This is a genomic window from Eubacterium sp. 14-2 (assembly GCF_000403845.2).
GTDB lineage: Bacteria > Bacillota > Clostridia > Lachnospirales > Lachnospiraceae > Petralouisia.
The window spans coordinates 91,187-117,061 of sequence record NZ_KE159568.1; the positions used below are offsets into that span (position 1 = coordinate 91,187).

27 protein-coding genes, 1 tRNA gene and 1 other RNA gene are annotated in these 25,875 nt (G+C 45.4%); 11 read left to right on the forward strand and 18 right to left on the reverse strand.

The window, feature by feature from the left end; translation table 11 throughout:
- Positions 1-87: 87 nt before the first annotated feature.
- From C805_RS0105865 to C805_RS17700, 10 genes are all read right to left on the reverse strand, one after another.
- Positions 88-285 carry a hypothetical protein gene (locus tag C805_RS0105865; RefSeq protein ID WP_022751235.1) on the reverse strand — a complete coding sequence of 66 codons (198 nt, stop codon included), beginning with the start codon at positions 283-285 and terminating at the stop codon, positions 88-90.
- Between the two features lie 204 nt (positions 286-489).
- Positions 490-786 (reverse strand): hypothetical protein, encoded by a 297-nt coding sequence (locus C805_RS25370; RefSeq protein ID WP_022751237.1) that lies wholly within the window; start codon positions 784-786, stop codon positions 490-492.
- A gap of 532 nt (positions 787-1,318) precedes the next feature.
- Entirely contained in the window at positions 1,319-1,996 is a 678-nt protein-coding gene (locus C805_RS17675; protein WP_016215314.1) for a response regulator transcription factor, read from the reverse strand.
- 122 nt (positions 1,997-2,118) lie between these two features.
- On the reverse strand, positions 2,119-2,784 hold the full coding sequence (locus tag C805_RS25375) for a hypothetical protein (protein ID WP_016215315.1): 666 nt from the start codon (positions 2,782-2,784) through the stop codon (positions 2,119-2,121).
- Positions 2,785-3,013: 229 nt separating this feature from the next.
- Positions 3,014-3,360: a transfer-messenger RNA gene (gene ssrA / locus C805_RS25940) on the reverse strand.
- Between the two features lie 74 nt (positions 3,361-3,434).
- Entirely contained in the window at positions 3,435-4,169 is a 735-nt protein-coding gene (locus C805_RS17685; protein ID WP_016215316.1) for a hypothetical protein, read from the reverse strand.
- 40 nt (positions 4,170-4,209) lie between these two features.
- On the reverse strand, positions 4,210-4,905 hold the full coding sequence (locus tag C805_RS0105875) for a hypothetical protein (RefSeq protein ID WP_016215317.1): 696 nt from the start codon (positions 4,903-4,905) through the stop codon (positions 4,210-4,212).
- A gap of 112 nt (positions 4,906-5,017) precedes the next feature.
- Complete coding sequence (locus tag C805_RS17690; protein ID WP_016215318.1) at positions 5,018-5,854, reverse strand: FlxA-like family protein; 837 nt, start codon at positions 5,852-5,854, stop codon at positions 5,018-5,020.
- Positions 5,855-6,055: 201 nt separating this feature from the next.
- The gene (locus tag C805_RS17695; RefSeq protein ID WP_016215319.1) at positions 6,056-7,846 is read right to left on the reverse strand and encodes an aminopeptidase P family protein; all 1,791 of its coding nucleotides are present in this window, start codon (positions 7,844-7,846) and stop codon (positions 6,056-6,058) included.
- 53 nt (positions 7,847-7,899) lie between these two features.
- Positions 7,900-8,283 (reverse strand): RidA family protein, encoded by a 384-nt coding sequence (locus C805_RS17700; RefSeq protein WP_016215320.1) that lies wholly within the window; start codon positions 8,281-8,283, stop codon positions 7,900-7,902.
- A gap of 164 nt (positions 8,284-8,447) precedes the next feature.
- Here C805_RS17700 and C805_RS17705 point away from each other — a divergent pair, with 164 nt between their 5' ends.
- Genes C805_RS17705 through C805_RS17715 form a run of 3 tightly spaced genes read left to right on the forward strand, consistent with a single transcriptional unit; the run spans position 8,448 to position 10,358 of the window.
- Positions 8,448-8,840: a GntR family transcriptional regulator gene (locus C805_RS17705; protein WP_016215321.1), complete on the forward strand. Its 393-nt coding sequence runs from the start codon at positions 8,448-8,450 to the stop codon at positions 8,838-8,840.
- Entirely contained in the window at positions 8,821-9,516 is a 696-nt protein-coding gene (locus C805_RS17710) for an ABC transporter ATP-binding protein (protein WP_016215322.1), read from the forward strand. Before C805_RS17705 ends, C805_RS17710 begins: the two co-directional genes overlap by 20 nt.
- Positions 9,510-10,358, forward strand: coding sequence for a hypothetical protein (locus C805_RS17715; RefSeq protein WP_016215323.1), 849 nt, complete (start codon positions 9,510-9,512; stop codon positions 10,356-10,358). The genes C805_RS17710 and C805_RS17715 overlap by 7 nt, the downstream gene beginning before the upstream one ends.
- A gap of 162 nt (positions 10,359-10,520) precedes the next feature.
- Here the strand turns inward: C805_RS17715 and C805_RS17720 are convergent, their stop codons facing one another.
- The 4 genes from C805_RS17720 to C805_RS17730 all read right to left on the reverse strand — a co-directional run bounded on the left by C805_RS17720 (position 10,521) and on the right by C805_RS17730 (position 14,361).
- Positions 10,521-11,501, reverse strand: coding sequence for a helix-turn-helix domain-containing protein (locus C805_RS17720; protein WP_016215324.1), 981 nt, complete (start codon positions 11,499-11,501; stop codon positions 10,521-10,523).
- Positions 11,502-11,625: 124 nt separating this feature from the next.
- A complete protein-coding gene (locus tag C805_RS25380) occupies positions 11,626-12,885 on the reverse strand; it encodes a sensor histidine kinase (protein WP_016215325.1) in 1,260 nt (419 codons plus the stop codon).
- 2 nt (positions 12,886-12,887) lie between these two features.
- A complete protein-coding gene (locus C805_RS17725; RefSeq protein ID WP_016215326.1) occupies positions 12,888-13,571 on the reverse strand; it encodes a response regulator transcription factor in 684 nt (227 codons plus the stop codon).
- A 19-nt stretch (positions 13,572-13,590) separates the two neighbouring features.
- Positions 13,591-14,361 carry a DUF975 family protein gene (locus C805_RS17730; protein WP_016215327.1) on the reverse strand — a complete coding sequence of 257 codons (771 nt, stop codon included), beginning with the start codon at positions 14,359-14,361 and terminating at the stop codon, positions 13,591-13,593.
- A gap of 173 nt (positions 14,362-14,534) precedes the next feature.
- On the opposite strand from C805_RS17730, the gene C805_RS17735 reads away from it, so the two are divergent.
- A complete protein-coding gene (locus tag C805_RS17735) occupies positions 14,535-15,794 on the forward strand; it encodes a chloride channel protein (RefSeq protein ID WP_016215328.1) in 1,260 nt (419 codons plus the stop codon).
- On the opposite strand, the gene C805_RS17740 is transcribed toward C805_RS17735, so the two are convergent.
- On the reverse strand, positions 15,775-16,785 hold the full coding sequence (locus C805_RS17740; protein WP_016215329.1) for an asparaginase: 1,011 nt from the start codon (positions 16,783-16,785) through the stop codon (positions 15,775-15,777). The two genes, C805_RS17735 and C805_RS17740, sit on opposite strands and share 20 nt — an antisense overlap.
- Before the next feature lie 209 nt (positions 16,786-16,994).
- On the opposite strand from C805_RS17740, the gene C805_RS17745 reads away from it, so the two are divergent.
- The 7 genes from C805_RS17745 (at position 16,995) to C805_RS17775 (ending at position 23,544) form a co-directional block, all read left to right on the forward strand.
- The gene (locus C805_RS17745) at positions 16,995-18,188 is read left to right on the forward strand and encodes a cation:proton antiporter (protein WP_016215330.1); all 1,194 of its coding nucleotides are present in this window, start codon (positions 16,995-16,997) and stop codon (positions 18,186-18,188) included.
- 78 nt (positions 18,189-18,266) lie between these two features.
- Positions 18,267-18,941 carry a response regulator transcription factor gene (locus C805_RS17750; RefSeq protein ID WP_016215331.1) on the forward strand — a complete coding sequence of 225 codons (675 nt, stop codon included), beginning with the start codon at positions 18,267-18,269 and terminating at the stop codon, positions 18,939-18,941.
- A complete protein-coding gene (locus tag C805_RS17755; RefSeq protein ID WP_016215332.1) occupies positions 18,938-20,188 on the forward strand; it encodes a sensor histidine kinase in 1,251 nt (416 codons plus the stop codon). The genes C805_RS17750 and C805_RS17755 overlap by 4 nt, the downstream gene beginning before the upstream one ends.
- Before the next feature lie 105 nt (positions 20,189-20,293).
- Entirely contained in the window at positions 20,294-21,022 is a 729-nt protein-coding gene (locus tag C805_RS17760) for a polyphosphate polymerase domain-containing protein (RefSeq protein WP_016215333.1), read from the forward strand.
- Positions 21,012-21,701: a DUF4956 domain-containing protein gene (locus tag C805_RS17765; protein ID WP_016215334.1), complete on the forward strand. Its 690-nt coding sequence runs from the start codon at positions 21,012-21,014 to the stop codon at positions 21,699-21,701. The genes C805_RS17760 and C805_RS17765 overlap by 11 nt, the downstream gene beginning before the upstream one ends.
- A gap of 39 nt (positions 21,702-21,740) precedes the next feature.
- On the forward strand, positions 21,741-23,369 hold the full coding sequence (locus tag C805_RS17770; protein WP_016215335.1) for a carbohydrate-binding domain-containing protein: 1,629 nt from the start codon (positions 21,741-21,743) through the stop codon (positions 23,367-23,369).
- A gap of 92 nt (positions 23,370-23,461) precedes the next feature.
- A tRNA-Leu gene (locus tag C805_RS17775) sits at positions 23,462-23,544 on the forward strand.
- An 87-nt stretch (positions 23,545-23,631) separates the two neighbouring features.
- Here C805_RS17775 and C805_RS17780 read toward each other — a convergent pair.
- From C805_RS17780 to C805_RS17790, 3 genes are all read right to left on the reverse strand, one after another.
- Entirely contained in the window at positions 23,632-24,912 is a 1,281-nt protein-coding gene (locus tag C805_RS17780) for a tyrosine-type recombinase/integrase (protein ID WP_016215336.1), read from the reverse strand.
- A 238-nt stretch (positions 24,913-25,150) separates the two neighbouring features.
- Entirely contained in the window at positions 25,151-25,411 is a 261-nt protein-coding gene (locus C805_RS17785; RefSeq protein ID WP_016215337.1) for a hypothetical protein, read from the reverse strand.
- A gap of 80 nt (positions 25,412-25,491) precedes the next feature.
- Positions 25,492-25,728 (reverse strand): hypothetical protein, encoded by a 237-nt coding sequence (locus tag C805_RS17790; RefSeq protein ID WP_016215338.1) that lies wholly within the window; start codon positions 25,726-25,728, stop codon positions 25,492-25,494.
- Positions 25,729-25,875: the final 147 nt, after the last annotated feature.

The following is a 25,875-nucleotide window of genomic DNA, read 5'->3' on the forward strand; positions in this document are numbered from 1 at the left end:
CCTCCTGCTTCTCGTTTACATTTTATCATATTCATGCTAACAAACCCGCTTATTATCACTTTAAGCTCTCTACAACTTTTTTCTTTCCTAAACAATATGATACCCTTTATACAGTTCTGCACGATAATTTTTATCATCTTTTATTCTTTCTATTTCATCAAATCTCTGGTCTGCTGCCAGCCTTCGGATTAACATGAGCATCTTTTCTTCTCCAATTTCCTGAAAATGAAATTTATCCTGTATCTTTAATACAATAGCATCATCACCTGCATTTCCCTTTTTCAAATCTGATATTATTTCACACAGGCTCTTTATGAAAACTGTATACTCATCTATTCTTTTTATAGCTTCTTCAAGATATATCCTGCACTTTTTTCTGATAATTTTTCTTCTTCCTTCAATATTTTCATAATGCGTTCTTCTGAAAAATTGTTTTTTCTACACACATTAATAATACCATAAATTTCTCCTTCTTTCCTCTTTTCCCTGTCATGCATTAACAACGTCATATACTCTTTCTCCACTCCGTTCCGGTCCGTGCCAGGCAGACATCCCCTGAATGTCCAGCACCCTCCATTCCCGATTCTTCTTCGCATTTTCTACTGCACGTTTCAGTTTCTTCACAAATATATCTTCTGACGGTCTGCCTGCCACGTAATCCAGGAACGCTTTTAATTCTCCACTCACAGCCCCGTTCTTTCCATCTGCATTCAGGAAAACTTTCTTTGCCCCGTCATTCAGTATAACCTCCGAATCTTCTTTACAGGCATTCTCAAAAGTGTACATATAACGGTTTTTCCAAATAAGTCTGACAGGCATATGAAGATAATATAACTGTTATTTAATGTATCATAATCCTGCCCTTTATCGACCAGTTGCAGGTCTGTCATGCTTTGATAATATCTGGTTCTTTTTGGCAGATATAGGGAAGTGACAGCCTGCATTTCTACTATAAAGCCACTTTCTTTTATACTTCTATTATACATAGTCCCCGGTTAAAATACAAACGTTACGCCAAACCATAAACACAAAACATGCCCATATCAGACAAAAATACCCCATGGAAGCACACACTCCCATGGGGAAACAAAGCGGCACAGGTCCGCTTCAACTCCCTGAATCTCTCACTCATGAGGGACCTGGACGGTTTGCTGCGCCGAGTGCAGTCGCTTTAGCGACATAATACAATTTGCACAAGTACGCATAATTATTTTTCTCTTATAGGAAAACACTTTCACGCTTTAGCGTGACAGGGTCTTTCCTATAAGGTAAAAAATAAGGAAACGCCTATAAATACTGGCTTTTATACCTGTCATTTCTATTCCTCCACCTCAAACTTGTACCCCATGCCCCAGATGGTTTTAATATAATCCCCCCGGCTGCCCAGCTTGCTGCGCAGCTTTTTCACATGGGTATCTATGGTTCTGGCATCGCCAAAATAATCATAATTCCACACGTGGTTCAGAATCTTTTCTCTGGACAGGGCAATTCCTCTGTTTTCCACAAAATAGCTGAGCAGTTCAAATTCCTTATAGCTTAACTCCATTACTTTTCCATCTGCTATAACCTGATGCCCCGGTTTATCTATGATAATTCCTCCGATATCCAGCGTTCCCTCTTCTTTTTTCCCGGCACGCCGCAAAATAGCCTCCACCCTGGCCACCAGAATTTTGGGACTGAAAGGCTTGGAAATATATTCGTCCGCACCTATGTCAAATCCCATCAGCTCGTCACTTTCTTCTCCTTTTGCCGTCAGCATGATAATGGGGACTTTGGAATTTTCCCGTATCTCTCTGCATACTTCCCATCCGTTAATTTTCGGCATCATAACATCCAGAATAATCAGTGAAATATCCTTCTGTGCATAAAATTTATTCAGAGCATCTTCTCCGTCTTCTGCTTCCACCACTTCAAAATCCTGTTTTACCAGAAAATCCCGCACCAGTTTGCGCATTCTGCTCTCATCGTCTACCACCAGTATTTTCAGCTTCTCCATCTAATCTACACCTTTCGCTTTCCCGGATTTTTCTCTGATATCCATGTTACCACAGGATTATGGTAAATCTGTGAAAATCCAGGAGCATATCAGAATATCTGCCTCCCGATATGTATCTGTTCTTACAGATTCAGTTCCTGTTCACGCTCTTTGATATTCTGCTCACGTTCCTCAAGCTCCTGTTCCCATTCCGCATATCTGTCAACAATCCTGTTTTCATAATTGAGAATATTGGGATTACTGTCCATCAGCGTAATTATCACCATACCGATTACCACCAGCATCAGAAATACATTGATTGCAATACTGGTACGGAAAAATCCTTTTCTGCTTTTAAGCCGCTCTTCTGTCCTTCTCTGTCTCAGCTGCGCTTCCCGTCGTTTCTGTTTTTCCTGTTCCAGCTGATCTTCATACCAGTCTGTCAGTTCCTCCACCTCAGAAGCCGGCGCCTGCTGTTTTTCCTGCTTCTGGCCTGAAACTCCTGTTTTCTGAGCCGGCGCCTTTCCGGTTACAGAATTTTTTACCTGTATGGGCTCCAGCCCCCTGTTTTTTATTTCGGGCACTCTGGAAAGATAGTCCCGGAGCTGTTTCAGGTACATAAGGCCCACCGGGGTTTCAAACACCTTCTCTGTGGTGAGTTTACGGTACATTTCCAGCACCATCCGGGGATTCTCCATATCCAGATTTCCTTTTATATACTGTATGCTCTCGGCTTCCTTTCGGGCTTTCTTCCCTTCTTCCGGTTCCGCAAAAGCAAATCCTTCCACTATGATTCCATTCTTTCCCATTTCCTTCTCCTCACTGTTTTCCCATATATCATATCTGTTGCACTGCAAACGTTTTCCTGCTTCGGGTTTCCTTTTCAGGGTATATTATATCATACTTTGTCCGTTCCTTTCCATATGTATACACACAAAATAAAGACAGCATACGCTGTCTTTATTTTCACTGATACACTAAGCAAAATATCTTTCTGTATATAATGATTTCATATGCAGAGTTCAACTTAATGCGTTTAAGTGGAGCTGAGGGGAATCGAACCCCTGTCCGAAAGCCAATTCACTATGGCATCTCCCATTACAGTCATTAGTTTAACATTCCCTCTGCCGAACGCCTAATGACAGGCTTCCGGTTTCAGTAGCTTCATAATACGCCCATACCCGCAAAGCTTTGGGTATGTCGTTTCCCACATAGTCGAAGCCGGGTTCTTAAACTGTGGGTGGTCTAAGGCCGACTGCTGCAACTAGGCAGCGATTGCTAAATTATCTTCAGCGTTTATATTTATATTTCCCGTTGGTGAGGCGGTCAGGAGCCGCCAATGGCTTCCATAGCTTCACAACCCCCGTCGAAACCAGTACAACCCCTGGTCAGCTGATGTTGTTCAGCAGTTATTTATTATAGCTTTCTTTTACGGTTTCTGTCAAGTATTTTTCAGAAATCATTCAGAATCCCGGCGTTTCCTGGATGGCCAAATCCTGTCTGCTATCAGTTCCAGCACCACTGCCAGAACAAAAAAGACAATCACTGCCACCACCGTTTTTCCAATGAGGATTTCAAAAGAATGCTTTTCCTGCCATTCATTGTCTATGGCATAAAATACATAATCAGCAGGCGCCTGATATTCCTCGCAGACTGGCGCCAGCAGGCTTTTGGCTCCCTGAGAAAATCCCTGTTTTCTGCCCACAGGAAGAGGCGTTTCCTTCCCCTTTGCAATATTTTTAGCAAGACATCGGTTTATCTGAGCCAGAATATGGCTGCCGTCCTCCAGCTCTATAATATAATAAGGCGTATAATCCTGGGAAATATCCAGCGGAGTTTCTTTGACAGTGGCTTTTTTCCGCCCCACAGACCCATTGCGGCGTCTCTGAAAATAATCTGCCCATTCCGCCAGACTGTATACATTGGTTTTATAAATCTTTTTGGGCGTTATGGTGACATAATCCACATCATTCAGCACTTCATTCCATTCTTCCTGCGTCTTTACCTGCGGCACACCGTCTCCTGCAGGCTTTCCGGTATAAACCGTACCTGGGTTCTTCTCCATCTCCTGACTGCTGACTGCATCCGGTTTATTCCCGTTCCACAAAATTCCTTCCATATTAAAATTGCTGTACACAAAAACCGCCACTGCCAGCGAAAAAAGCACCAGTATAAAGTCCAACACTTTTCTCATGATTTCTCTCTCCTGTGTAACCCCTGGGACTGTATGCTGCTTATACTCTCACATCCAGACCGCGGTAATATTTTTTCTGATTTTCTTCTCTGGAAAAAGCATACAGTTCCCTCAGTGATTCGGCTTCTTCCTTTCTTTTCTCCGCCTGATACTCAGGCTGCCCGGAAACGCTGTCCGCGGAATCCGGATTTTCCGCCAGAATCTGTTCTTCCAGAAGTTCTTCCTGTGTCTCTTCCATGGATTCCGTAACTTCCTCTAACACTTCTTCCATGGATTCTGTAACTTCCTCCATCATTTCTTCCAGAATTCCCTCGTTTTCTTCTGTTCCGGTTGCTTCCTCTGCCAGCTCTTCCCGTCTTTCTTCCGGCGTCTTCGGCTCCAGCTTCTCTGCCGCTTCGGCGTTCTTTTCGCCCTGCTCCTGAGCCTCATCCAGAATATGGAACATCTGCTCACTGTTATAAGCTGCTTTCACCGCAGCAATTTCATCCTCATAATCATGGAGCTTCTCCAGTTTTCTGGCAATTTCCTCTACTGTACCGCATTCCATCTCTTTCAGTTTTTCTTTCTGATTTTCCCAGAATGAAACCTGATTTTCCGCCTTCTGCTGACGTTCCATTTTATCCTGAGTGCTTTTCAGCATACTGTTATGTATGCCTGGCAGATTTCCTGCAAATACACTTTTTGACTGATAACTGCCCGACCTGTGGAACCCTGCAACTGTTATACCTGTATTCATAAAAACACCTGCGCTTTCCTGTCTTTTTCTTTCATATTTTCAGTGTATATTTCGTCACATCCACGGAATCCCTTAACCTTTTTCTTCCATATGAATATGGAAACAGAGAGAATCAGAGACGGATATCCACAGACTTTCCATCTTCCTGCCGTTCCTTTTCTTTCCTGTCCTGTGAAACTTCTTTTTCTTCCTCAGTTTCCTTTTTCTCTGCAGTCTTCTCTGCCTTTTCCTCCCTGTCTTTTTCTTCTGCTTTCTCCATTTTCTCGCCGGCTTCTGCCAGTATACCAATCTGCGCCTCCGTTGCCTTTTCCGCGCGTTCCTCCACTTTGGAAAGCCTGCTTAACTTATCCTCCACATTCTGTCCCCGGTCCTGGTCCAGATTGATTTCCGATTTCAGAACCCTGGCCTCTCCTTCCAGACGGGCGGCCACGCTCCCATAGGATTTTGACTGTTTCATGGCGGTATCGGCTGAAACCATAGCCTCCATGCTGGCTCCGGACAATCCCTGTTCCTGCCTTCCTTTCTGTTCCTGCCGGTTCCCGTTATTCTGCCGGTCTGCCGCTTCTTTCTGTGCCCGCTGCCTTTCTCTGCGCAGCTCCACCTGATGCTGACGGAGCTGCTGATTCAGATCATTAATCTGCTGCTGCAAATCCTGACGTTTTTTCATTTTCTCTTCCATGGTCAGTTCTTTGTCTGCAGACAGTTCCTGCAGCGCCTTCTGTGCATTTGCAATCTGTTTACGAATGCTTTTACTCACAGCATCTTCTCCCTGTGTCATATTCCACGTTCCTGCCGATATACCCGATTTCTCGGTCCCATTGATTTTCATCCGTGCACCCTCTCTGCTGTTCTGTTCCAGACTTTTCTTCTTTCCCTGTGGTTTTCCTGCTTTTCCCTTTATATCGACCGATTTAAACTCTGAATTAACGTATGTCCTCTGCTTTTCCATAGGTTTTCCGGAGCGCAATATGCCATCAGACCTGTTACCTGCTGAAAGATAAAGCGAACAAAGTGGGCAGGCCCTGTGCATCATTGTCTTTCTCTTACAGGAAAACACTTTCAGGCTTTAAAGTGTTTTCCTGTATGAAGAAAAAAGAATCCCGCTGTCCTGCGAGATTCTTTTCCTTCCTCTTTCTTCAGATATTCAAAATCAGATTTCCCTGGTGTACACCTTAAGCCAGTCCCGTTCCTCCTGTGTCAGGAAAGGTGAAATTTTTTCATAAACCATTTTGTGGTAATCATTCAGCAGCTTCCGCTCAGAAGCAGTCATTTCTTCCGGCAGAATGGCGTCCAGGTCTATGGGCGCATATGTGATGGTTTCAAATTCCATAAACTGCCCGTATTCATTTTTTTCTGCTTTTTTGCAGATCAGTTCATTCTCGGTACGGATTCCATACTTTCCTTCCAGATAAACTCCCGGCTCGTCTGTGGTAACCATCCCTTCTTCCAGTACGCAGCTGTCGTCACGCTCCGGTACCATCTTCCAGCGAAAACCATTGGGCCCTTCGTGCACATTCAGAAGATAACCGATTCCATGGCCGGTTCCGCATTTATAATCCAGTCCCAGATTCCACAGAGGGCCTCTGGACAGAATATCCAGATTCAGCCCCCGGCAGCCATAAAGAAATTTTGCTGCCGCAAGATTCAGATTAGAACGGCATACCGTTGTAAAGTGAAATTTTTCTTCTTCTGTCAGGGCTCCAAGGGCCATTGTCCTGGTAATATCTGTACTCCCGTCCAGATAATGTCCGCCGGAATCCACCAGCAGAAAGCCCTCCGGCTTCAGTTCAGCGTCAGATTCGGGCGTAGCCGTATAATGCATCATGGCTGCATTCGGTCCATAGGCGCTGATGGTATCAAAACTTAAATCTACAAATAATTTCTGCTCTCTTCTGCATGTTTCCAGATAATCCGATGCGGAAATCTCCGTGATTTTCTGCCTGCCCACGTTATTTTTTAACCAGTACATAAATTTTGTAAAGGCCACACCGTCTTTGACATGGGCGTTGCGAATATTAGAAAGCTCCGTTTCATTTTTTACGGCTTTCATCCATTCCGTGGGATTGTGCTTTTTCACAGTCTTAACCCCATCCTTCAGGCTGTGGACTATGCGGTAATTAACAATATTCTCATCCAGCAGAACGGTCTCTCCTGCCAAAATCCGGCCTGCATAGTCATAGATTTCCTCATAAGGCTTCAGAATAATTCCGTTTTTCCCGCAGTATTCCCTGAGATTTTCATCCAGCACTTCCTCATGAAGGAACCAGAAACTTTCTTCCATGGTGACTGCCGCAAAAGACAGTACCACAGGCACATGGTCAATATCCCCGCCCCGGACGTTAAACAGCCAGGCGATATCGTACAGGGATGTGAGAATATGAATATCTGCGTTCTGTTCCTTCATCTTTTCCCGAACCCGTTTCAGCTTGCTTTGGGTACTCTCTCCGGCATACTGCTCTTCCAGCAGAAATACAGGGTGTTCCGGGAGCCGGGGCCGTTCTTTCCAGATAATCCCCACCAGGTCTTCGGCCACAGACAGGCTTCCCTTTTTATCTGCTGCAATTTTCTCATAATCGGCTCCTGATTTTGCATTCATAACCCGGCCGTCAAATCCCAGGCAGCCGCCTTCTGGCAGATTTTTTTCCACATATTCCTTTACCGTGGGCACTCCCTCTTCTCCCATGGGGTACAGTGTCACCGGAGTTCCCTTAAGCTGTTTTTCCGCCTGGATAAAATATCTTCCATCTGTCCAGAGTCCGGCCTCTGTTGCGGTGATTACCGCAGTTCCTGCGGAACCGGTAAATCCTGTCATATATTTTCTGGCTTTGAAATAATCGCCCACATATTCCGATTCATGAAAATCAGAAGTGGGCACAATGTACATATCCACGTTCCTTTTCTGCATTTCTGCACGGAGCGCTTCGATTCTCTCTGCTACCAACCTGCTCTCTCCTTCATAACATTCGTTCTCTGCAGCTTCTCTGCTTTATGATATTATCCTTCTTTCTTCACAGCAATTGCTTCGATTTCCACCAGCCCCTCTTTGGGCAGCCTTGCCGCCTGTACACAGGAGCGTGCCGGCGCTTCATTTAGAAAATACTGTGCATAGATTTCATTCACCTTTGCAAAATCATTGATATCATTTAAAAATACATTGGTTTTTACCACATGTTCCAGATCACTGCCGGCCGCTTCCAGTACTGCTGCAAGGTTCTTCAGACTTTGATGGGTCTGGGCTTCCACGCCTTCCGGCAGTGTTCCGCTCTCCGGGATCAGTCCCAGCTGTCCGGACGTGAAAATCAGTCCGCCTGCTTCTACTGCATGTACATAGGGTCCCACTGCTGCCGGCGCTTTCGGCGCATTAATTGATTTCTTCATATTCTGCTTCCTCTCCTGATAAACAGTTTCTCATTTTACCGCTCTTATTCTACCACGTTCCGAATATTTCTTCAATCTAAAACGTAACTATTGACTTTTTCTCCAAAACCCATTATTGTATTATTATTGTAGTACAATCATACATAAAGAAACGAGGTGATTGAATGCCATGGAACCTGAATTCTGACCGGCCTATTTTTATACAGATTATAGAAAAAATTCAGATGGACATTATATCAGGGCTGTACCGGCCCGGCGACAAACTGCCTTCCGTCCGGGAACTGGCCCAGGAAGCGTCTGTAAATCCCAATACCATGCAGAAAGCTCTTTCTGAACTGGAACGGACAGGGCTTGTCTACTCCCAGCGGACCAGCGGACGATTTATTACGGAGGATATTACCATGATTGAAAAATTAAAATCAGAACTTGCAAAGGAAATGGTAACACAGTTTTTGGAAAATATGCAAAAACTGGGATTTCAGAGAGAAGACACTATCTCACTTCTTACGGAAATCACAGAACAGGAAGGAGACGACGATGACACTGCTGGAATGTAACGCCCTCACCAAAACCTACGAAACCATCCCGGCCCTTACAGATGTCAGCCTTACCATTGAAGAAGGACATATCATCGGTCTGCTGGGCCCCAACGGCAGCGGCAAAACCACACTGATAAAACTGATTGTGGGCCTTTTACATCCCACCTCCGGAACTGTACGCATTCAGGGAAACCCTGTGGGCACTGCCAGTAAAAATCTCATTTCCTATCTCCCGGACCATTTTTACCTGAACCAGTCCATGAAGATACGGGATATCATTACATTTTTTCAGGATTTTTACAGAGATTTTGAATCTGCACGGGCTTATGACATGCTGGAAAAACTCGATATCGACCCAGGCTGCAAACTAAAAACCCTCTCAAAAGGAACCAGAGAGAAGGTACAGCTGATTCTGGTTATGAGCCGGCGGGCAGGGCTGTATATACTGGACGAACCCATTGCCGGAGTGGATCCTGCCGCAAGAGACTACATTTTGCAGACCATTCTGTCAAATTATGATGAACATGCCACCATTCTTATTTCCACCCATTTGATTTCTGATATTGAAAATATCCTGGACCAGGTTATTTTCCTTCAGAACGGCAGAATCCATACCCACGCTTCTGTAGATGAACTACGGGAGCAAAGCCGCAAATCCATTGACACTTTATTCCGGGAGGTATTCAGATGTTAGGAAAACTTTTAAAACATGAATGGAAATCCACCTGCAAAATAATGACAGTCATCAATCTTACCGTACTGCTGCTGACAATAGCAGGCTTCTGCATTTTGAATATGAATATATTTGGAAACAGAGAATCCACTCTGCTGGCTGTTTTTCTGATTATTTTTTATGCCCTTTCCCTGGCGGCTTTTGGAATTATAACAGAAATTTATCTCTTTGCACGTTTTTACCGGAATCTGTTCACTTCCGAGGGCTACCTGATGCACACTCTGCCTGTGACTCCTTTGCAGCTGTTTCACGCCAAGCTGATCGTGGGGTATTTCTGGTATGTCATAAATTCCCTGCTTATCATTGGAGGTGTGCTCCTGTTCTCCTTTGTGGCCGCCTGGCAATTCATGGACTCTCAGGAGGCGGAAAGCACCCACAGGATGCTTTCCGATCTGAACTCGGTAATTTTCGGTGGAAACAATGACGTGATCTCTGCTTTCCGGAATACTTTCGGCTGCACGCCTCTGCAGGCTGCGGGAATGACAGTTCTTTTTCAGCTTTCCGGCAGTCTGGCGGCCCTTTTAATGGGATATGTGAGCATTCTGTTAGGACAGCTTATGGAAAAATACCGGCTGGCTTCTGCCATCGGCTTTTACATTGTTCTCTATATCATAAATCAGATTATCAGCTCTTTCCTGTTTCTCCTCCCCGGTTTGCAAATGTCTGCTGCCGATATGGAACGTATCATGAGCGGTTATTTCAAAGGCTTTTTCTCAACCGCTGTTCTGAGCCAGACCATTCTGTCCCTTGTGCTCTATTTGGTTTCCGTCCTGCTTATGAAGCGAAAATTAAATCTGGAATAATTATATTGACAACTGTATGGGTCTTATTTTATCACATGAATGCCATTTCCCCCATACGAAAATCTGCAAAAATAAATTTGCAGATTTCCATATGGGGGTTCTTCGGCTTTTCTGCTATACTACAGCCTGAGGGAAATGTATCCGGGAGAGGTTCACAGATTTCTATTCTGCACCATAACTCCCGGCAGAAGCCAGGCCGTAGTGCAGACGGGCATATTCCCTCACTTCTTCAGCGCGTTCCCGCTGATTAATCATCTGAAACAGGGCAATACTCTGGAAAAAATATTGCTCTGACATATCGTATTGTCCCAGCTCTGCCAGTCCGCAGGCTTTGCAGTGCAGCAGTGCAGGAAGTGTATGGAGCTTTCCGAATTCAATGCAGTGCTCAATTCCTGTCTGGCAGAAAGCCAGGGCGTCTTTATACATTCCAGCCTGATACAGCCAGGATGACATTTTCTGTATCACCATCAGATACCTTGCAGACATCTCCTCCCCGCCCGGATTTCGGCACTCCATATATTCTTTCAGTTCTGACAGCAGCTGCAGGCTGTCCCACCGTCTGCCAATGCTGTAACAGGTACATCCGATATTGTATAAAATGGCGATTTCATGACAGGTAAGCAGTCTGGTTCGAATATGACCGTCAAATTCCGGCATGGTCATATGAATGGCATTCAGCAGTTCTTTCAGCACCCATTCCAGAGGCTCTCCTCTGTATTTTCCAATCAGAACTCTGGCAAAATTCAGATATTGCTCCTCTGCTTTCAGACTTTGTCTTTTCCCGGAATTTTTTCTGATATTCTCCTCCATACGGTCTGCTATTTTTTCTGCCTGTTCAAAATTTCCTTTCCTGAGGCTGCGTGCCAGCTCCTGCTCCAGCTCGCACTGTTCCCGCTCCCCCTGGCTTAAATACATGCTGTCTGCCCGTATCGTCAGCCCCAGCCGCTGCATCAACCCCTCCAGTATCTTTCTGCCCGGCACCTGAAGGCCATTTTCAATCCGTGACAGCGTGGAGGTTGTACAGATTCCGTAACTGAGTTCTTCCTGAGAATATTTCTGACGTTCTCTGGCATCCCTTATTAATTCGCCAACTGTGTAATAGGCCATATACGTCATCCCCTTTTCTTTTTCTGCACCTATCATATAAACCTGCCCTCTGCCTGAAAAGAAAACACGCACTTCGCATATTTTTCCATGCAAAACGCGTGTTTTTCCTCTTTTCCAGTAGGAAAATTCTCCTGATTTTTTCTGTAATTACAACTGTATTTCACAGATTCAGACCATGAAATTTCTCTGTCTCCGTTCTGGTACAGGGCAGGCGTATCAGGAAGGTTTTGGTGTATACTTCCCCCTCTTCCTGTTCCAGCGTAAGACTCCCTCCATGCATATCAATAATTTTCCAGGCAATGCTCAGTCCCAGACCGCTGCCGCCCTTGCTCCTGCGGGATTCATCTCCCAGCACAAAGGGGTCAAAAATGTATGCTGCCATTTCCAGAGGAATTTCAGGCCCGTCGTCGCATACCCGAACCGTCGCCTGTTCTTCTTCCCACTCTGCTTTTATCCAAACCCGTGTCCCTTCCGGATTATGGCGGACAGCATTGCTCAGCAAGTTGGAAACCACACGCTGAAACTGCACTTTGTCCACCTTAAGCCGGACTTCCTCCTCCGGGATTTCCGGCAGGATTTCCATCTTCTTTTCTTCAAAATCCATATACAGATTTGCAATGGTTTCCCGCAGCAGTTCCCAGAGATTTTCCTCTGTTCTGTTTAACCGGTATCCTTCGCTGTCCAGCTTCACATACTCAAAGAGCAGATTCAGAAGGCCGCTCATCTGCATGGATTTCCCGTATATGGTTTCCAGATATTCTTTCCGGGGAAGGGCCTGTTTTTCTTCGTTCCTAAGACAAAGCCCCTTTTCCCCGCCGGTTTCTTCCTGCTCCTCCAGAAGTGCTCTGGCATATCCTGCCACAGCTGTCATGGGCGTTTTTAAATCATGGGCCACATCGGACAAAAGCAGGTTTCGCCGCCTGTCATATTCCTCCCGCTGCTGCCGCTCCTGTACCTCCAGCTCCCTGATATGCTGTTCCACCATCCTGCTGAATGCAAAAGCCGCAATAACGTAAGGAAGTACCAGGGTAACTATGATAAAAACGGTGAGCACTGCTGTTCCCAGCAGGTAGAGCCTTGCTTCCCGGCCCGTCATGGTTCCTGTCTGGCTTACAATCCAGGAAGTCAGACGGTCTCCTGCAAACTGCTCCGCCATACTCTGCAGCCCGGTACGCAGCGGATCCGGAAGCAGGCCGCAGATTCCCATGGCGGCCAGATAAGCTCCGCCCCGTATCAGCAGCCCCACTGTCTGCCCGTTTTCCAGATCCATCATAAAAAACCTGAAATGCAGTACCTCTCCAATCCAGGGATATATGACCCCGTCATAGAGAAAATTCAACATCTTTTCGCTGAGGGTCAGAAGCAGCAGAATCAGCAGAAACCGCCGGATTACAAACCATTTCCATGTCGCATGTTTCATGTTTATTTCTCCATCCGATATCCAAGGCCCCGTATGGTCTTAATATAGGCTCCGCTGTCCTCTGACAGCTTTGCCCTGAGGCGGCTGATACACACCATAATATTGTTGTCTGCAATGGCATATTCCTCGCCCCACACATTTTCATATACCTGCTGCTTTGTATACACCTTTCCCGGATGTTCCATAAAAAGCCGCAGCAGCTTATATTCCACGGAAGTAAGGCTGACGGGCTCCTCCCTTTTGTACACTACGCAGGCTTCTGTATCCAGCCTTAAATCCCGTACCACAAGCTGTTTCAGTTCTCCGCTTCTGGCCCCCAGAGAATAAAATCTCCGGATATTTGAGTTAATCCTGGCCACAGCTTCCATGGGATTAAAAGGCTTTGCCAGATAGTCGTCGGCCCCAAGATCCAGCCCCAGAATTTTATCTGTATCCTGATTCTTTGCTGACAGAATCATCACCGGAATATTGCTGGTTTCCCGCAGTTTTTTCAGCACTTTATATCCGTCCATCCGGGGCATCATAATATCCAGAAGGGCCATATCAACCTCTCCTTTTTCCAGAAGAGCCCATGCTTCCCCGCCGTCCGACGCCTCCGCCACCTGATATCCGTCTTTTTCCAGATACAGCCGCAGCAGATCCCGGATTTCTTTTTCATCGTCTGCCACCAGAATCCTGTATGCCATAAGTTTCTCCCTCCTCTGTCTACAACTGATTTTTCTGAAGATACTCTGATTTTAATGTCTGATACAGAGCCGCACCGGTCTGTTCCACATAGGGATTCAGATAAAAAATCCCCAGAATGCCCAGCGTAATACCGTTTAAAAGATACCATCCCAGGAAAGACAGATCCAGTACAAATGCCTTCCACTTGTTTCCGTACATCATGGTTTTGCTCAGCTCGAAAATACGTTCTCTGTCCAAATCCGGCTGTTCCCCCAGAATATAGGGAACCATCTGGTATTCATAACTCTTTATAATTCCGGGAACGACCAGAAGCAGCGTCCACAGAAAAATATAAAGTTTCCGGAAAAACTCTGTTTTCACACAGTTTTTATATCCATGGTCAAAAGCATGGCATATTTCTTTTATCTGCGCCGGTTCTCTCAGGTTTTTCACAAAAAAACGCCGGATTCCCACAGCCAGGGGATTGAATACGAAAATATCCAGAGGCAGCAGTACCAGAAAAACCACCACCATGACAACCATGATTATGATAAGCATAACAGCCAGAAAGATCCCCACCCCGTCTTCCAGAACCAGGTCGGCCAGTTCTGCCTCCTGGTTTTCTTCCACGGAATACTCATATTCGGAATCATCTCTGCGGTCCAGTCCGGCAGCTGCTCCGCTAAAAGAGCTGACTGAATTTCCCCCGCCGCATACAACCACCAGCAGCAGAGCCGCCAGCACCATTTTCCAGTAATTCACACTGACACATTTTTTCGCTTTCTCCTTCAGTTCTTTTCTCGACCACATGGTTATATCCTCCTTTTTCCTGTTCCTTCACTGCCCCTATCATACGCTCCCGGCCTTAACAGAGAAATTCCTTTTTCTTACAATAACCTTACAAATCATCTTGTCTTTTTTTTCACCGGATGATAAGATGGACAAGACACATACCTGAAAACCGACATATTGGGAGTTTATTTATGAAAGAAGAATTTGAACAGTATATCAGACATCTTTCCGGACGTTTCCTGGTATTTTTCAAATGGATGGTATTTTCCATATTGTCCGGCCTTCTGGTGGGAAGCGCAGGAGCTCTGTTCCACTGCTTCATCGTTGCCGCCACTTCAGCAAGGGCTTCTTATCCCTGGCTGATTTTCTTTCTGCCTGCGGCGGGACTTCTGATTGTGGGCGCTTACCATATTATGCACGATGAAAAAGATACCGGCACCAATCTGGTGCTTTCTGCCATTTATTCCGGCAAACATATTCCGCTGAAAATGGCTCCTCTGATCTTTATTTCCACTGTTATGACACACCTGTTCGGCGGTTCCGCCGGGCGGGAGGGAGCCGCTCTGCAGCTTGGAGGCAGCATCGGCAATTCCCTGGGAGCTTTGTTCCGATTTGATGAAAAAGATCAGCACATTATGATTATGTGCGGTATGAGTGCCGCATTTTCCGTGCTTTTCGGCACTCCCATGGCTGCCGCCATTTTTTCCATGGAGGTGGTCAGCGTGGGCATTATGCATTATGCTGCCCTGGTTCCCTGTGTGATTTCTTCTCTGGTGGCTCAGGGCATTGCCCGTTACTTCCAGATTGCACCGGAGCAGTTTCTTCTCTCTGACCTTCCGGAATTTTCCGTTGCGTCCGCGGCCGCTGTTGGAGTGCTGGCCATACTGTGCGCCGGGGTCAGTACGCTGTTCTGCGTCCTTCTGCACAACAGCGAAAATCTTTACAAAAAATATTTTCCCAACCCTTATGCCAGAATTTTTGCAGGAGGCGTTTTTCTGATTCTTCTCACCCTCCTGGTGGGAAATCAGGATTATAACGGCGCAGGCATGGTGCTGATCTCAGAATGTTTTGAAAATAATTATCAGCCTTACGGATTTCTGCTGAAAATGCTGTTTACCGCAGTTACGCTGGGAGCCGGTTACAAAGGCGGTGAAATCGTACCCTCCTTTGCTGTCGGAGCCACCGTGGGCTGCCTGTTTGGGAACCTGACGGGATTTGCACCAGAACTCTGTACTGCTGCAGCCATGGGCGCTGTGTTCTGCGGTGTAACCAACTGCCCCATTACTTCCCTTTTAATCAGCTTTGAACTGTTCGGCTTTGAGGGAATGCCCTATTATCTGCTGTCTGTCTCTCTGGGTTATATGCTGTCCGGCTATTATGGCCTGTACCACAGCCAGAAGATTGTGTACTCCAAATACAAGACGGAATTCATCAATCGGAAAACACGTTAAATATTAAATCATAATTTATTTTTCTGTAGAAAAGCTGGTCAATATCGGATTTTCCCGTTGCTTTATTGGCCAGCAGCCACATGGTTTTTGCAATCACCGCTTCCAGGGTCATATCGTAGGATTCCAGGAAGCGGCATTCTTTTTTGATTTTGTTCCCCACCTCATAGACCGTCATATCACTCCCTTCATGGGTTACCTGAGTGGCCATAATAATCACTTTTTCCGGATGAGACTCATACATTTCATAAAACATATCGGAAATGGACGCCGGAATGCCCCCTACTCCAAAACTTTCCACAATAATGGCGTCATACTGTTCAAACAGAAACCACAGGCCTTTGGGAGAAATGCCAGGAATCAGCTTCATCAGAAAAATATTGTCATTCATTTTTTCATAAAAAGCTACCGGTTCTTCATAGGGAATGGCAGGAATATAACGCATAATCCTTCCATCCTGTATCATGGCCAGGAAAGGGAAATCAATACTGTCAAAGGCATTATAGCTTTTGGAGCGGATTTTTCTGGCTCTGGTGCCCGCAATGACTTTCCCTCCAAATACAATCTGAACTCCCTGGGACTGTTCATCTGCCGCATAGCGGAAGCTGTCCAGCAGGTTGATTTTTGCGTCTGTAATTTCCAGGTCTATGGATTTCTGGGCTCCGGTAATCACAATGGGTTTGGAGGAATTCTGTATCATATAGGACAGGGCTGCTCCTGTATAAGCCATGGTATCAGTTCCGTGAGCAATCACAAATCCGTCGTATTCGTCGTAGTGGTCTTTCACAGCCTCCGTCAACATTTTCCAGTGCTTCGGCTCCATATTGGTGCTGTCAATGTTGCAGATCTGCACTGCGGCAGGACTGCAGATTTCATATACATCCGGGATATAAGACAGGATTTCCTCTGCACGAATCAGGGGTGTAAGTCCGTTTCCGGAGTTCCTGGAGGCAATGGTTCCTCCTGTGGCAATCAGCAAAATTTTCTTCTTCATAATGGTTTCCTTTCTCAGGTCAGATTTCTCTTCTGCCCGGCCGGCTGCCTGCAGAAACCGGGAAGCTGAGACACTCTACTTATCATAGTAAATTTTTACCTGAAATACAATTACTTTTTCCCGAAATATCAGTAATTTTTCAACTTGTTTTTTTCATATTACGGAGGTATAATTCCATAGAATTACATAAGCTGGACGGAGGTATTTTTATGAATTATGATTATCTGTTGTATTTGGCCATTATTCTTATGAGTACAAAGCTGCTGGGACTCATCACCCGGCGGGCCCATATGCCCCAGGTGGTAGGCGCACTGCTGGCCGGACTGATTCTTGGTCCTGCATGTCTGGATTTAATCGAGAGCAGCACCTTTTTAAATCAGGTTTCCGAAATCGGCGTAATTGTTCTGATGTTTATGGCAGGCCTTGAAACAGACACCGATGAGCTGAAACGCTCCGGTCTTGCCTCATTTGTGATTGCTCTTATGGGTGTGCTGCTTCCGCTGGCCGGCGGTTTCGGCGTTGCTTATGCCTGCGGCGTATCATCCCCGGATCTGTCTTCCAGTGAGCTGCTGCAGAATATATTTATCGGTATCATACTTACTGCCACTTCGGTAAGTATTACCGTAGAAACTTTAAAGGAAATGGGAAAGGTTTCCACCAAAGCGGGAACCGCTATTCTGGGGGCTGCCATTATTGATGACATTCTGGGCATTGTGGCTCTGACTCTGGTTACCAGTATGGCTGATCCCAACACCAACATTCTCCTGGTTCTGATGAAAATTGTGGGATTTTTCGTATTTGCCGTAATCTTCGGTATCGCGTTCGGATTTATCATGCAGAAATGGGTTTCCATGGACCCAAGGCCCAACCGGCGCCATGTAATCATGACCTTTGCTTTCTGCCTTGTGATGTCTTTCTGTGCAGAACATTTCTTCGGCGTGGCCGACATCACCGGCGCTTACGTGGCAGGCCTTGTATTAAGCCACAGTACCAAACGTGAGATTATCTACCGGGAATTTGATACGGTATCCTATCTGCTGGTTGCTCCGGTATTTTTCGCCAGCATTGGCTTAAAGGTGGAACTGAGCTCCATGTCCTCCAGTGTACTTTTATTTACCGTACTGCTTCTGGCTGTGGCTATTTTTACCAAAGTGTTTGGCTGCGGACTGGGTGCGAAAGCCATGGGTTATACGGGAAAAGAATCTTTCCAGATCGGAATCGGTATGATTTCCCGCGGTGAAGTTGCTCTGATTGTTGCCAACAAGGGAGAGTCCCTGGGACTTCTGGCAGATTCCCTGTATGCTCCCATCGTAATTACCGTTGTAATTACCACAATTCTGACACCCATTCTTCTGAAAATTGCTTTTAAGGAAAAGGAGAAATCTTCTCCTGCCGTTTCCTGAGGGGTACACCCTGCTTTTCAGTCCCCATGGAAAGCAGGGTGTTTTTTTCCGTTCAGCCCCCTGAAAGGAGGATATATCATGCGGTTATTACTGGCTGAAGACGAAAAAGATTTGTCCAGAGCACTGATTACCATACTGAAACGAAATAACTATTCCGCAGATGCGGTATATGACGGAGAGGCGGCCCTGGAATATCTGGAAACCAATAATTATGACGGACTGATTCTGGATCTTATGATGCCGAAAAAAGACGGACTGACGGTTCTGAAAACCATCCGCGCTCAGGGAAATCCCGTTCCCGTCCTGCTTCTCACTGCAAAATCGGAGATTGACGACCGGGTAACGGGACTGGATGCAGGAGCAAACGACTATCTCACCAAACCCTTTTCCTTCCGGGAACTTCTGGCCAGAATCCGGGCCATGACCCGCCTGCAGACCATTGCAGCCAGTACCACGCTGCAGAGGGGAAACCTGACACTGAATCCCGCCACGTTTGAACTTTCTTCTCCTGCCGGAACGGTCCGGCTGGCCAACAAAGAATTTCAGATAATGGAAATGCTTATGAATAATCCTGGAAACCTGATTTCCACAGAACGGTTTATGGAGCACATCTGGGGATATGACAGCAGTACGGATATCAGTGTGGTCTGGGTTTATATTTCTTCTCTGCGCAGAAAACTGAAAGCTCTGCAGGCCAGCGTGCTGATTAAAGCTGCCAGAAACGCAGGCTATTCTCTGGAGGAACAACCATGATAAAAAATCTGCGGCGAAAATTTATTGCTGTTTCCATGCTTTCCACTCTTCTGGTTCTGACTGTCATCATCGGCATCATCAATATCCTGAATTACCGGAACGTTGTCCGGGATGCGGAGCATATCCTTCTGGTTCTGTCTGAAAATGACGGCCGCTTTCCCCCGGAAAAACCCCCTGGCGAAGGTGAATCCTCCCGCAGACCGCCTGATTCACAGTCTCCTGCCCCTGGAACCATGTCTCCGGAGCTTCCTTATGAATCACGCTATTTTTCTGTCCTTCTGGACGAAAAGGGCGGGATTCTCTCTGTGGACACCGGAAAAATCGCCGCTGTGGATACTGAGGCTGCTTCAGCATATGCCATGGAGATATGGAATCAGGGCTCCGGTTCCGGTTTTCTTTCTGATTATCGTTATCTCCGTCAGAACACCGGCACCCGGACGCGCCTGATTTTCCTGGACTGCAGCAGAAATCTGTCCACTTTCCGCTCTTTTCTGGTCATCAGTTTTCTGGTGTCTCTTTTGGGACTTTGCGCCGTCTTTGTGCTGGTTCTCTTTTTTTCCGGAATTGTTTTAAAGCCTGTCTCAGAAAGCCAGGAAAAGCAGCGCCGGTTCATTACAGATGCCGGTCACGAAATCAAAACCCCTCTTACCATAATTGATGCTAACACGGAAATTCTGGAACTGGAACAGGGAGACAGTGAATGGCTGCAGAGTATCCGCCGCCAGACCCTTCGCCTTTCTTCTCTCACCAATGATCTGATTTATCTGTCCCGAATGGAGGAACCAGGCTATGCCCTTCCTGCTGCAGATTTTTCCATTTCAGCCCTGACAGAAGAAATGACCCGGTCTTTTCAGCCTCTGGCCTCTGCTCAGGGAAAATCCCTTACTGCCCGGATTTCTCCGCAGCTTTCCTGCCACGGGCATCAGGCCTCCATCCGGCAGCTTCTTTCCATTCTGCTGGACAATGCGCTAAAGTATTCCACACCCCAGGGAGCTGTGGAAATCACGCTGCAAAAGAAGGGCAAAAATATCCATCTTGCGGTCCGCAACACTGCAGAACATATATCGGAGGAAGAACTGCCCCGGCTGTTTGAACGGTTTTACCGGACAGACCCTTCCAGAAATTCCAGGACCGGAGGCCACGGTATCGGCCTTTCCATTGCAAAAGCCATTGTGGATACCCATAAAGGAAAAATCTCTGCCGTTATGGAAAAAAGAGATTTCCTCTGCATCCATGTCATCCTGTAACTTCCATTCCGCCATGGCTTTCACAGACTTTTCATATATATTTTAAGGTTTATTTAAGGTATGGGTGTTAAAATCTGATTATATTCAAAATCAGGAGGAACACTTATGAACTGTCAAAACATTTTTCAGCGTTATGAACTGAAATACTTACTGAATCCACATCAGAAATCTGCTGTCCTCTCTGCCATGAAACAGTTTATGACAGAAGATGCCTGGCCGGACAGCACTGTCTGCAGTCTCTATTTCGATACCCCGGATTTCCTTTTAATCCGTCGTTCTCTGGAAAAACCTGTTTACAAAGAAAAACTCCGGCTGCGCAGCTATGGCCCCGCCCGTCCTGACAGTACCGTATTTCTGGAACTGAAGAAAAAATACAAATCCGTGGTATACAAACGCCGGATTTCCATGTCTCTGTCTCTGGCGGAAGGCTGTCTCTGCCTGGGCCGCCCTTTCCCGGATTCTTCCCAGATTATCCGGGAAACTGACTATTTTCGAAATTTTTATGAAAATCTGGCCCCCTCTGTCTTCCTTTCCTGCAGGCGGAAATCTTTCGCTGGTATCCATGAGCCGGATTTGCGCATTACTTTTGACGAAAATATTCTCTGGCGCCGGGAACAGCTCTCCCTTTGCAGCCCCGTCTATGGAAGTCCCATTCTTCCGGCGGGCGCAGCCCTGATGGAAATAAAAACTGTCGCAGCCATGCCTTTATGGCTAACTGAAACACTTTCTGAATACAGCATTTTCAGAACTTCTTTTTCCAAATACGGAAAAGCCTGGGAAGCAATTTTACAGGAACAGCTCTGTTCAAAAGGAGGTCTGCGTCATGTTTCCTGATATTTTTAAAAGTATTTTTGAAACGGGAGTTTCTCTTCAGCCTGCGGATTTTCTGCTCTGCCTTTTGGTATCCCTGGCAGCAGGTATCTTTCTGGCAGTGATTTCCACCTACGGAGCCCGTTATACCCAGAGCTTTGTGGTCACACTGGCCCTGCTTCCTCCAATTGTATGTACCGTCATCCTGCTGGTCAACGGCAGCATCGGCGCAGGAGTGGCTGTGGCAGGAGCTTTCAATCTGGTGCGCTTCCGCTCAGTTCCCGGCTCCGCACAGGAAATCTGCGCCATTTTTCTGGCCATGGGCACAGGTCTTACTGCAGGCATGGGTTATCTCTCATATGCTGTCTTATTTTCCCTGATTCTGGGCACCGGCAGCCTGCTCTTTACCCATTTTGGTTTTGGTATTCCCCGCCATCCGGAACGGAATAAAATCCTGCATATTACCATTCCGGAAAATCTGGACTACACACAGGTATTTGACGAACCGCTGGAAACCTATACTTCCCGCCATGAAATACGCAGCGTAAAAACCACCGCTATGGGCAGCCTTTACAAACTCACCTGGCAGATTACCCTGAAAAATCCGGCGGAAGAAAAGAACTTTATTGACGCCCTGCGGTGCCGCAACGGCAACCTGGAAATCGTGCTTTCCCGTCAGGAAACCGGTTCCTGCGAACTGTAAATCTTTCACTGCCCAATTATTATAAATAAGGAGGAATCCATGAAAAAAACAGTTTATATGCTCTCCCTTGTGCTTTTGCTTATCCTGACAGGTTGCGCTGAAAACAAAACTCCTGCGACAGATCCCGATCCTTCCGATTCTGCCTCTTCTGACAGCAGCCTTCCTTCTTCCCCGGAAGAAAATATCACAGCCCGTAATCCGGAAGAACTGTTCAGCCAGCGGGATCTGGAGGCCGGCTATGATGAAACGTCTGCCGTTGTCATCACCCTGAACCAGGATTCTGCCGCCTGCGATTCGGACGCTGTCGCTGTCTCAGGCACAACAGTTACCATTTCTCAGGAGGGAACTTATCTTATCTCCGGTTCCCTGGACCATGGCATGGTAATTGTGGATGCCAAAAGCACCGATAAAATACAGCTTGTACTGGACAATGTATCCATACAGTGCGACTCCAGCGCTCCCATTTACATCAGACAGGCCGATAAAGTCTTTCTCACGCTGGCACCCGGCAGTGAAAACACCCTGACTGCTTCCGGTGAATTCACCGCAATTGACGACAATAATATTGACGGAGCTGTTTTCTCAAAAGACGATTTAACTTTAAATGGCTCCGGAACTCTGAATATTTACAGCAACTACGGACACGGTATTGTCTCCAAAGACGACCTGGTGATAACCGGCGGCACCTGCACCATCCAGGCTGCCCGCCATGGCCTGAGCGGAAAAGACAGTGTATGCATTTCCGACGGAAATTTCACCATTACCGCCGGAAAAGACGGAATACACAGTGCAGACAAAGATGATTCCACGCTGGGATTTCTCTATATTGCAGGGGGAACCTTTCATATTGCCGCAGAGGATGACGGCATGCACACCGACGCTGATTTTACCCTGGAAGATGGAAGCATCACCATTGATAAATGCTATGAAGGGATTGAGGGAAAAACTGTTCTCATTAAAAATGGAACCGTCCGTATCACATCTTCTGACGATGGGCTGAATGCCTCTGCTGGCAGCAGCCTGGAATCTTCTCCCGCCGATCCCCATACCGCTGAGACAAGCAGCTCTGTTTTTATTCGCATCACAGGTGGTATCCTGACCATTGACGCCGGAGGAGACGGCATTGATTCCAATGGAAATCTGTATGTGGAAGGCGGAGAGCTCTACATCTCCGGTTCTGAAAACAACGGAAACAGTGCTTTAGACTACGATGGAGAAGGCAGGATTACAGGCGGAATTACAGCAGCCGCAGGATTTTCCGGCATGGCTCAGAACTTCGGCGATACATCCTCTCAGGGAACCATGCTGGTGACCTTTGCTTCTCAGGAGGCAGGAACAGAAATATCTCTGAAAAACAGCCGGAATGACACATTAATTTCCTATACGCCGCCCAAATCATATGACAGTATTGTTTTCAGTCACCCTGATGTGATATCCGGCAGTACCTTTACCATCCATTGTGGAACCACAGACACGGAAGTCACCATGGATTCCACCGTTTATGGAAATACGTCCGGAATGCCTGGCAGATTCCAGCCCCCTGAGTCTCCGAAGGGACAGGGTCCGGATATTCCCGGCCAACAAAATCCGGACACTCCCCATGAACAGATGCCGGACGCTCCTGACAGGCAGACTCCTCCAAATACGGAGAAAAGAAAAACATCTTAAAACCACTTGCTTTTTTCTTACATCTATGGTAATATATCTTTTGTTTGAGACTGACAGATATTCATTCTGTGTGGTCTGGTATATTACCGCAGGCCGGCGTGTCGGAATGGCAGACGAGGCAGACTCAAAATCTGTTGTGGGCAACCACGTGCGGGTTCAAGTCCCGCTGCCGGCAGTTCTTACAGGTGCTGAATTCCTTTGGAAATAAAGGGGTTTGGCATTTTTTATGTGCTGATTGTTTTGATTACTTTTGATTACCTTTTTATTTTGCAACTGTATGCAACATTACTGTTTCCTTATTTACATTTGAGACTATTGTATTCTTATAATCCATATCTGAAGCATCATAAGTATAATTGTTATTATTTACCCTTTCTGTATGTCCTAAAATGGAAGATGCAACAACTGCTGATACCCCTTCACTTCTCAATTTGGAATTAAAAGTCCTCCTCATTGCATGGATGCTTTTAACCTCTATCCCAATTTGGATGCTCTTATTCCTTGCACAATCTGAAATTGTCCTTGCATGCACTCTTCCATTTTCATTAGAGAAAACATACCTGGACAAATAACCATATACAGTTTCAACCTTTTTAATTTCCTTTAACAATACTTCCATTTCTTCTGTCATTGGAATTATTCTTTCTTTCCCATTTTTGGTAGTGTCAATGTAATATTCCTTGCTCTTTCTGTTATATTTTTCCGATTTGCAAACAATAATACATTTTTTGTTAAAGTCTATATTTTCCCACATAAGCCCTGATAATTCACCAGATCGCATACCCGTTAATGTTGCTAATTCCACTGCATAGGTTGGAATATATTGCGGTTTTACCTTATGGTCATATTCAAATTGTTCATAAAACTTTTTCATTTGTTCATCTGATACAATTCGTTCCGAGGTGCTTTTACGCCTTTCCTCTTTACAAAATTTTTTCATTACAGGTAAATCTACATACTTGCATGGGTTTACTGTGATGATTTTATCTTTTACAGATTTTTCAAATATTCCATTTAACATGCTAAAAAGTGATTTGACTGCACGGTAATTCAATTCCTTTTCTTTTATCCTCTCGATTAAATATGCCGTTATGTCATCATCGTTTATGTCACGAATATTTCTATTTTCTAAATTACCATCCTCAAAAAACCGTTTATAATCCGATTCATATTTTGAAATCGTATTATCTACAACACCACAATCCTTTTGTCTTTTAACCCATACAGAATACCTATTATTAAATGTACATGTTTTGTTATCTTCCTTTTGCCTTTCCTGGCGATAAAACTGAATTATCAAATCTTCAATTTTATCTCTTGTACTTTTCTTTTTCAGAACCCTTCCTTTCCTATCATCCGGCAGATATGTATACCATTTTCCATCCTTGCCCTGCCAGATTTTATATTGATGTTTCTTTAATACTTCCTCTCTCTTCATAGCTTCCATGCTATCCTGTACATCGTGTAGGTCAAGCATACCACTATTTATGATAAACTGCAATATTTCTGTGCTTTTCCCATATTGCAGGGTTTCCATTTCCATATTATTTCCTATATTATGTCACCTCTGTATCGTTTTATATTGTAAATGCAGCAGGATTCCCCCGCTGCATATAAGTATATATTTTTCAAATATTCCCTCTTCATAATAAATGTTATATGTGCTGTCTTCTATGTTACCCTTACTGTTTGTTCCTGTTTCTTCTACAAAATATCATGCCATACAGGGACAGACATATGCTGTCCCATATGATTCCCTGTTACTAATTTTGCCTATACATCTACTTGCATTTCTTTTTCAATTCCAGCTTATCTCTTCTCATTTCCTTAATAAGTTCCGCATATTCCTGTTTCAGCCCATTCAGTTCCGTAATCCGTTCTGTATATTCCTGATATGCCTGCTCTGCAAGTTTTATCCTGTTTTCCACTGTTCCATGGCTGAAAGATTCCAGCTGTTCTTTCAGGCACTCATTTTCTTCTGCCAGTCTTTCTATAGTTTTCTGCTGTGTCCGGATTTTTCTGTCTTTTTTAGTCAGATACATGTTTGCCTTCCTCCTGTTTTATATATTTTAAGAAAAAAATAAAAGTCCATATTTCAGGACTTTTGTATGGTAGTGGTATTTTATTCGTGCTTTTGTTTTGAAAGCAATTCACAGGGCGATAAAATACTGTCCAGCATTGTAATCCCTTTCAGTTCTTCTTCCGCGCTTCCGGGCCCATATCTCCGTACAGGAAAACGTTTTCTGTCTTTCTGCTGTTTGATCTCTCTGGAAATCCGTGTAATGCTGCGCTCAAATTTATCAGTGGAAATCCCTTCTGATATATTCTTTTTCTCCTGTGCAAAGGTGATTTTTGCCATTGTACAACCCCTCTTTCTGCTGATGATCATAAAATTTCATGTAAATCTGCTTATCATTATATTCTTCTGCAATAATCATTCCTTTTTACAGACGCAGGAGGATATATGTCCTTTCATGCAGGTTGCATATATCCTCTGCCTGTTGTT

What these genes read in the sequence shown, in the direction of transcription:
- C805_RS17690 (WP_016215318.1), bottom strand. Translation starts at nt 5,854, where the DNA reads ATGGAAAAGCAGAGGACATACGTTAATTCAGAGTTTAAATCGGTCGAT.
- C805_RS25370 (WP_022751237.1), bottom strand. Translation starts at nt 786, where the DNA reads ATGTACACTTTTGAGAATGCCTGTAAAGAAGATTCGGAGGTTATACTG.
- C805_RS17745 (WP_016215330.1), top strand. Translation starts at nt 16,995, where the DNA reads ATGAATTATGATTATCTGTTGTATTTGGCCATTATTCTTATGAGTACA.
- C805_RS17725 (WP_016215326.1), bottom strand. Translation starts at nt 13,571, where the DNA reads ATGGCATACAGGATTCTGGTGGCAGACGATGAAAAAGAAATCCGGGAT.
- C805_RS0105875 (WP_016215317.1), bottom strand. Translation starts at nt 4,905, where the DNA reads ATGAATACAGGTATAACAGTTGCAGGGTTCCACAGGTCGGGCAGTTAT.
- C805_RS17750 (WP_016215331.1), top strand. Translation starts at nt 18,267, where the DNA reads ATGCGGTTATTACTGGCTGAAGACGAAAAAGATTTGTCCAGAGCACTG.
- C805_RS17735 (WP_016215328.1), top strand. Translation starts at nt 14,535, where the DNA reads ATGAAAGAAGAATTTGAACAGTATATCAGACATCTTTCCGGACGTTTC.
- C805_RS17730 (WP_016215327.1), bottom strand. Translation starts at nt 14,361, where the DNA reads ATGTGGTCGAGAAAAGAACTGAAGGAGAAAGCGAAAAAATGTGTCAGT.
- C805_RS17765 (WP_016215334.1), top strand. Translation starts at nt 21,012, where the DNA reads ATGTTTCCTGATATTTTTAAAAGTATTTTTGAAACGGGAGTTTCTCTT.
- C805_RS17720 (WP_016215324.1), bottom strand. Translation starts at nt 11,501, where the DNA reads ATGATAGGTGCAGAAAAAGAAAAGGGGATGACGTATATGGCCTATTAC.
- C805_RS25380 (WP_016215325.1), bottom strand. Translation starts at nt 12,885, where the DNA reads ATGAAACATGCGACATGGAAATGGTTTGTAATCCGGCGGTTTCTGCTG.
- C805_RS17685 (WP_016215316.1), bottom strand. Translation starts at nt 4,169, where the DNA reads ATGAGAAAAGTGTTGGACTTTATACTGGTGCTTTTTTCGCTGGCAGTG.
- C805_RS17675 (WP_016215314.1), bottom strand. Translation starts at nt 1,996, where the DNA reads ATGGAGAAGCTGAAAATACTGGTGGTAGACGATGAGAGCAGAATGCGC.
- C805_RS17700 (WP_016215320.1), bottom strand. Translation starts at nt 8,283, where the DNA reads ATGAAGAAATCAATTAATGCGCCGAAAGCGCCGGCAGCAGTGGGACCC.
- C805_RS17705 (WP_016215321.1), top strand. Translation starts at nt 8,448, where the DNA reads ATGCCATGGAACCTGAATTCTGACCGGCCTATTTTTATACAGATTATA.
- C805_RS17710 (WP_016215322.1), top strand. Translation starts at nt 8,821, where the DNA reads ATGACACTGCTGGAATGTAACGCCCTCACCAAAACCTACGAAACCATC.
- C805_RS25375 (WP_016215315.1), bottom strand. Translation starts at nt 2,784, where the DNA reads ATGGGAAAGAATGGAATCATAGTGGAAGGATTTGCTTTTGCGGAACCG.
- C805_RS17790 (WP_016215338.1), bottom strand. Translation starts at nt 25,728, where the DNA reads ATGGCAAAAATCACCTTTGCACAGGAGAAAAAGAATATATCAGAAGGG.
- C805_RS17770 (WP_016215335.1), top strand. Translation starts at nt 21,741, where the DNA reads ATGAAAAAAACAGTTTATATGCTCTCCCTTGTGCTTTTGCTTATCCTG.
- C805_RS17780 (WP_016215336.1), bottom strand. Translation starts at nt 24,912, where the DNA reads ATGGAAATGGAAACCCTGCAATATGGGAAAAGCACAGAAATATTGCAG.
- C805_RS17785 (WP_016215337.1), bottom strand. Translation starts at nt 25,411, where the DNA reads ATGTATCTGACTAAAAAAGACAGAAAAATCCGGACACAGCAGAAAACT.
- C805_RS17755 (WP_016215332.1), top strand. Translation starts at nt 18,938, where the DNA reads ATGATAAAAAATCTGCGGCGAAAATTTATTGCTGTTTCCATGCTTTCC.
- C805_RS17740 (WP_016215329.1), bottom strand. Translation starts at nt 16,785, where the DNA reads ATGAAGAAGAAAATTTTGCTGATTGCCACAGGAGGAACCATTGCCTCC.
- C805_RS17760 (WP_016215333.1), top strand. Translation starts at nt 20,294, where the DNA reads ATGAACTGTCAAAACATTTTTCAGCGTTATGAACTGAAATACTTACTG.
- C805_RS17715 (WP_016215323.1), top strand. Translation starts at nt 9,510, where the DNA reads ATGTTAGGAAAACTTTTAAAACATGAATGGAAATCCACCTGCAAAATA.